This is a genomic window from Methylobacterium sp. WL116 (assembly GCF_008039455.1).
Taxonomy (GTDB): domain Bacteria; phylum Pseudomonadota; class Alphaproteobacteria; order Rhizobiales; family Beijerinckiaceae; genus Methylobacterium.
Genome location: NZ_VRUV01000315.1, coordinates 1 through 5,464 on the forward strand (window position 1 = coordinate 1; position 5,464 = coordinate 5,464).

At 72.1% G+C, this 5,464-nt stretch carries 8 protein-coding genes; 1 reads left to right on the plus strand and 7 read right to left on the minus strand.

Annotated elements, in window-relative coordinates; genetic code table 11:
* Positions 1-214 precede the first annotated feature (214 nt).
* From FV223_RS19065 to FV223_RS19085, 5 genes are all read right to left on the minus strand, one after another.
* Positions 215-475 carry an exodeoxyribonuclease VII small subunit gene (locus tag FV223_RS19065; protein WP_147728480.1) on the minus strand — a complete coding sequence of 87 codons (261 nt, stop codon included), beginning with the start codon at positions 473-475 and terminating at the stop codon, positions 215-217.
* Between the two features lie 144 nt (positions 476-619).
* A complete protein-coding gene (locus FV223_RS19070) occupies positions 620-1,132 on the minus strand; it encodes a protein tyrosine phosphatase (RefSeq protein WP_147728481.1) in 513 nt (170 codons plus the stop codon).
* Between the two features lie 26 nt (positions 1,133-1,158).
* Positions 1,159-1,719, minus strand: a complete 561-nt coding sequence (locus FV223_RS19075; RefSeq protein WP_147728487.1) for a hydrolase — start codon at positions 1,717-1,719, stop codon at positions 1,159-1,161.
* A gap of 29 nt (positions 1,720-1,748) precedes the next feature.
* Positions 1,749-2,384 (minus strand): DNA-3-methyladenine glycosylase I, encoded by a 636-nt coding sequence (locus tag FV223_RS19080; protein ID WP_147728482.1) that lies wholly within the window; start codon positions 2,382-2,384, stop codon positions 1,749-1,751.
* Positions 2,385-3,233 (minus strand): folate-binding protein YgfZ, encoded by an 849-nt coding sequence (locus FV223_RS19085; RefSeq protein ID WP_147728483.1) that lies wholly within the window; start codon positions 3,231-3,233, stop codon positions 2,385-2,387.
* Positions 3,234-3,351: 118 nt separating this feature from the next.
* Here FV223_RS19085 and FV223_RS19090 point away from each other — a divergent pair, with 118 nt between their 5' ends.
* Positions 3,352-4,689, plus strand: a complete 1,338-nt coding sequence (locus FV223_RS19090; RefSeq protein WP_147728484.1) for a dihydroorotase — start codon at positions 3,352-3,354, stop codon at positions 4,687-4,689.
* Positions 4,690-4,714: 25 nt separating this feature from the next.
* Here the strand turns inward: FV223_RS19090 and FV223_RS19095 are convergent, their stop codons facing one another.
* Both FV223_RS19095 and FV223_RS19100 read right to left on the minus strand, forming a co-directional pair.
* On the minus strand, positions 4,715-4,969 hold the full coding sequence (locus tag FV223_RS19095; RefSeq protein ID WP_147728485.1) for a hypothetical protein: 255 nt from the start codon (positions 4,967-4,969) through the stop codon (positions 4,715-4,717).
* A gap of 160 nt (positions 4,970-5,129) precedes the next feature.
* The coding region (locus tag FV223_RS19100) for a TIGR02301 family protein (RefSeq protein WP_147728486.1) at positions 5,130-5,464 on the minus strand (335 nt) is incomplete at its 5' end.

The window sequence follows — 5,464 nt, forward strand, 5'->3', positions numbered from 1 at the left end:
GACCGCCCGTCACCGACACGGCCTCGATCATCTCCGAGCGAACCGCGTCCGCCACCGCCCGGAGATCGCTCTCCGGAAGCAACCGCAACGCGGACGTCTCGGACAAACCGTCCAAAATCGAGGGGGCCGGCATCGAGGGGGTCTGCGTCACGGGTTCGGCCTCATATCGATCTCGAACGCCGAACGAGGCTGCGGTGCTCGAGCACGGCGCATCTCAATCGACGTCCAGGGGTGCGACGCCTTCGGCGCGCCCGTCGGGTGTCAGGGTGATGCGCTGGATGCGGGCCTCGGCCCGCTTCAGCAGCATCTCGCAGTGGCGCTTCAGCGCCTCGCCGCGCTCGTAGATCGTCACCGATTCGTCCAGCGCCACGTCGCCCTTCTCCAGGCGGCGGACGATGTCCTCGAGCTGCTCCAGGGCCTTCTCGAAGGGCGTGTCGGCGGCGATCGCGGTCGCGTCGGGTCGGCTTTCGGTCATCCCTACAGGATCCTTTGGTGCGGTTCTAAGGCGGAGGCGGCGACCGCCACAACCCCACGTGCCTTCGCGGCGGGCGGAGACACGCGGTTTTTCCAGCCGGCGGCGACGTTTGCGCCACACCGGTATGCCGGTGGGCTCGACCGGTCAGCCGAGCTCGAAACGAAACGGCGTGCCCTCGAAGGCGTCCGCCCCGCGGCCGATCGCGGCGACGGCCGAGACCATCCGGCCGTCGCGGCCGAGCAGCCGGTCGGCGATCTCGACGAACAGGCGGTTCGGCGTCGCCGACGGCGACGCGAGGCGTAACGCCGCGGCGGCCTCGGCCTCGTCGCGGGCGGGATCGAGGGCGCAGGCGGCGATGTAGGCCGCGGCGGTCGAGCGGCTGATGCCGGCGTAGCAGTGGATCACCATCGGCTTCTCGCGCGGCCACGCCGCGACGAAGTCGAGGATGGCGCGCACGTGGTCCTCGGCCGGGAGAACGTACCCGTCCGTCGCGACCGCGATGTCGCTGACGCCGACCACCGCGTGGCAGCCCTCGGCGATCGTCGCCGGCCGCTCCGGCGCCGAGGGCAGGTTGAGCAGCGTCAGGACGTGGCTCGCCCCGGTCGCCGCGATGGTCTCGGGCAGGCGCGACAGGGGGCAGACGTGCAGCGTCGGCATCTCGGGTCCGGGTTCTAGGTCGGGTGTCAGGATTTCGCGAGCTCGGCGAAACGGTCTAGATAACGGGCCTGCGCCTGCGCGGTCGGCCAGGGGTCGAGCAGGGCGAGGACCGGCTCGGGCAAGGTCTCGTGCCGCCCGAAGTAGCGCGTCGCCTCGTCCGGCGCGAATCCGGCGAGCCGCACCGCCTCGGCATGCGCCGCCACCCGGTCCGCACGCTTGACCAGGCGGGCGAAGGCCGGGGTCGGCGCCTCGAGCCCGAAGCGCCGGCGGATCGCAGCGAGCAGGCGGCGCTCGACGCCCTTGTAGGAATCGCCGATCGCGGCCTTCAACGGCGAGATGATGTCGCCGACGACGTATTCCGGCGCATCGTGCAGCAGCAGCTCGAGGCCCTGTGCCGGCGTGCACCCGGGCGTGAGATGCAGGCCGACCGCCTCGACCAGCAGCGAGTGCTGCGCCACCGAGAAGACGTGCGGCCCCGCGGTCTGCCCGTTCCAGCGGGCGACGCGGGCGAGCCCGTGGGCGATGTCGGCCACCTCGATGTCGAGGGGGGAAGGGTCGAGCAGGTCGAGGCGGCGGCCCGACAGCATCCGCTGCCACGCCCGCGGCTGCACCGCGCTCAACGGCCCGGCTCCGCCAGCGCGGCGCAGGGCGCGTGGCGATGGCAGCCGACGAGGTGATCGTTGACCATGCCGACCGCCTGCATGAAGGCGTGGACGATCACCGGGCCGCAGAAGGCGAAGCCTTCGGCCTTCAGCGCCTTGGCGATCCGCCGCGACACGTCGGTCTCGGTCCGGATCTCGCTGCGGGTCCGCGCGCTGCCCTGGATCGGCCGGCCGTCCGGCAGGTGATCCCACAGGAAGCGCGAGAAACCGGATCCGCGCTCCTCGATCCGCAGCCAGGCGCGGGCGCCGGCGACGGTGCCGACGATCTTGGCGCGGTTGCGGATGATGCCGGTGTCCTGCATCAGCCGCTCCACGTCGGCCTCGGTGAAGCGCGCGATGGCCTCTGGATCGAACGCGGCGAAGGCGCGGCGGAAGCCGTCGCGCCGGCGCAGGATCGTGATCCACGACAGCCCGGCCTGGAAGCCGTCGAGAATCAGCTTCTCGTAGAGCGCGCGGCCGTCGTGCTCGGGCACGCCCCATTCGCCGTCGTGATAGGCGACGTAGAGCGGATCGAGCCCCGCCCACCAGCACCGGGCGCAGCCGTCGGGATGGCGGACGAGGCCTTCGACCGGATGCGATGCCTCGGTCATTCAGCCCGCCGCGACGTCCGGCATCGCGAAGCTGGCGAAGGCCGGGCGCTCCACGGTCAGCACCTTGCCGTCGGCACGCAGGGGCTCGCCGGCCGCGATCGCGTCGGCGAGCCGGTCGAGGCGCAGCATCGCGAGGCCGCGCCCGGCGGCACGGCTCCCCGTCACGCCGAGCACCTTGGCGCCGGCGGTGATCTCGGAGCCGGGCGCGGCCGCCTCGCCCGCGGGATAGGTGGCGGGCAGCATGCGGGTGCGGGCTGTGCCGCGGTGCTGCATCCGCGAGACCACCTCCTGGCCGACGTAGCAGCCCTTGCGGAAGTCGACGCCGCCGAGCTGGTCCATCAGCGCCTCGTGCGGGAAGGCGTCGCTGAACGGGAAGTCGCGCCCGCCCTCGGGGATCCCGAGCGCGATGCGGTGAGCGTGGTACTCCGCTTCGGACGCGTCCGCGGAGAAGGCGCCCGCCGCCGCGTAGAGCCGCGCGCCGAGGCCTTCGGCCCGGGCGTCGGCCACGGCGTCGACCTCGACGGCAGTGGTGGCGCCGTCCCAGGATGCGGCGATGGCGATGGTCGGATCGACCGCGATCTCGACCTTCGCGCGCAGGCGATAGAGGGTCAGGCGCTTGGCGAGCGCCGCAGCCTGCTCGGCCGGCACGTCGAGGCGGTACCCGTCGCCGATCCGCGAGATCAGGAAGTCGAACTGGATCTTGCCCTGCGGCGTCAGCAGGGCGCCGAGGCGCGCCTCCGCCTCGCCCAGCGTGTCGACGTTGCAGGTGATCACGCCCTGGAGCAGGGCGGTGGCGTCCGGCCCGGTCACGGTGACGAGGGCGCGGTCCGGCAGCAGGGCAATCGGCATGGCAAGTCCTCACTCGGCCCGATCGGGCCTTTAAGGCCGCGCGATTGCGCGAGGATGAGGCGTGACATAAGCCGCCCGGGACCCGGCCTCAACCAAGGCGTTTCCGATGGCATCCCCGATGGACCAGCCCTTCGACCTCGTCCTCTCCGGCGGCACGGTGGTGAATCAGGACGGGACGCACCTTGCCGACCTCGGCATCCGCGGCGGGCGCATCGCGGCGACCGGCGACCTCGCGCAGGCAGCCAGTGCCGAGCGGCAGGATTGCGCCGGCCTGCACCTGCTGCCCGGCGTGATCGACACCCAGGTGCATTTCCGAGAGCCCGGCCTCGACCACAAGGAAGATCTCGAATCCGGCTCGCGGGCGGCCGTGATGGGTGGCGTCACCGCCGTGTTCGAGATGCCGAACACCAACCCGCTCACCACCAGCGCGGACGCGCTCGCCGACAAGGTGGCCCGCGCGCATCACCGGATGCATTGCGATTTCGCGTTCTGGGTCGGCGGCACCCACGAGAACGTGGCGCAGCTCGCCGAATTGGAGCGGCTGCCCGGCGCCGCCGGCATCAAGGTGTTCGTCGGGTCCTCGACCGGGTCGCTGCTGGTCGAGGACGATGCGGGCGTGCGCGCCATCCTCACGGCGATCCGCCGCCGCGCCGCCTTCCACTCCGAGGACGAGCCGATGCTGCGCGCGCGCAAGGATCTCCGCGTCCCCGGCGACCCGTCCTCGCACCCGGTCTGGCGCTCGCCGGAGGTGGCGATGGCGGCGACGCGGCGGTTGGTGGCCTTGGCGCGGGAGACCGGCGCCCGCATCCACATCCTGCACATCTCGACCGGCGACGAGATGGACTACCTCGCCGACCACAAGGACGTGGCGAGCGTCGAGGTGACGCCGCATCACCTCACCCTCGACGGCGACGAGGCCTATGCGCGGCTCGGCACGCTCGTGCAGATGAACCCGCCGGTCCGCGGCGATGCGCATCGCCGAAGGATCTGGTGGGGTCTCGGGCAGGGCGTCGCCGACATCCTCGGCTCGGATCACGCGCCGCACCAGCTCGACGAGAAGGTCAAGCCCTATCCGGACTCGCCCTCGGGGATGACCGGGGTGCAGACGCTGGTGCCGATCATGCTCGACCACGTCGCGGCCGGACGGCTGTCGCTCGAGCGCTTCGTCGACCTGACGAGCGCCGGGCCGAAGCGCCTGTTCGGCATCGCACGCAAGGGGCGGCTCGCGATCGGCTACGACGCCGACGTGACGGTGGTCGACCTCAAGCGCCGCGAGACGATCCGCAATGCCTGGATCGCCTCGAAGAGCGCCTGGACGCCCTACGACGGCAAGACCGTGACCGGATGGCCGGTGGGGACGGTGGTGCGCGGGGCCCGCGTGATGTGGGACGGTGTGCTGACCGCGCCGTCGCGCGGCGAGGCCGTGACCTTCGAGGAGGCGCTGGCACGGGCCTGAGCCCGCGCCAGCCGCGGCATCGGGATCAGTGCTGGAGCGCGGTGGTGAAGGCGCCGCCGCGGATGCGCTCGGGGAATCCCTCGGCGTAGCGGGCGGTCGCCTCCTCGCCGTAGGTCATGACCAGTTCCTGGAAGGCGGCGAACAGGGCCGCCTGAGCCATGCAGTCGCCGTCGAGACCGTCGAGGCAGCCCTCGGCGAACGCCTCGGACACGTAGCCCAGGGCGGCGCGCTTCTCGTCCACGTCGGCTTCGAACGGGGCGGTCTGAGTGCTGTTCTGCATGGCGCGTCGTATCCGTTGCGCGCGGGCTGGAGGCCCGGCGTACGGAAAGGATGATAGGCGGCTCACGGGTCCGCGACCAGCCGGGAATTGCGAAGCGGTTAACGCGGATGGTCGAATACGACGGTTTCCCCGGATGCTTCTGCCGTGTGGCCGGTTTGCATCAACCGCCGAAACGGCCGGCCAGCGCGTGCGACAGGCGCTCCCCCTCGGCGACGAAGCGGCCCGCCGCCTCGTGCGCGGCCGGCGTGCAGACGCGGTAGGTGGAGGCGTAGCCGCGGTAGCCGCGGTTGTACGCCCCGGCGAGGCGGTCGCGCCGCCCGGGCGTGACGCCCTCGGCCTCGATCAGCGCCTTCATCCGGTTCGGCCACTCGGCGGCGTCGGCACCCGCGCACAGCTCGCGCAGGAAGGCCAGCGATCCGATGATCTCGGACAGCCGCGTGAGGTCGCGGTCGTAGGGTGCGGCCTGCTCCGGGGGCGGCGGGGGCGGCTCCTTCT

Coding starts and splice junctions, on each gene's coding strand:
- FV223_RS19065 (WP_147728480.1), bottom strand. CDS start 475: ATGACCGAAAGCCGACCCGACGCGACCGCGATCGCCGCCGACACGCCC.
- FV223_RS19070 (WP_147728481.1), bottom strand. CDS start 1,132: ATGCCGACGCTGCACGTCTGCCCCCTGTCGCGCCTGCCCGAGACCATC.
- FV223_RS19075 (WP_147728487.1), bottom strand. CDS start 1,719: ATGCTGTCGGGCCGCCGCCTCGACCTGCTCGACCCTTCCCCCCTCGAC.
- FV223_RS19080 (WP_147728482.1), bottom strand. CDS start 2,384: ATGACCGAGGCATCGCATCCGGTCGAAGGCCTCGTCCGCCATCCCGAC.
- FV223_RS19085 (WP_147728483.1), bottom strand. CDS start 3,233: ATGCCGATTGCCCTGCTGCCGGACCGCGCCCTCGTCACCGTGACCGGG.
- FV223_RS19090 (WP_147728484.1), top strand. CDS start 3,352: ATGGACCAGCCCTTCGACCTCGTCCTCTCCGGCGGCACGGTGGTGAAT.
- FV223_RS19095 (WP_147728485.1), bottom strand. CDS start 4,969: ATGCAGAACAGCACTCAGACCGCCCCGTTCGAAGCCGACGTGGACGAG.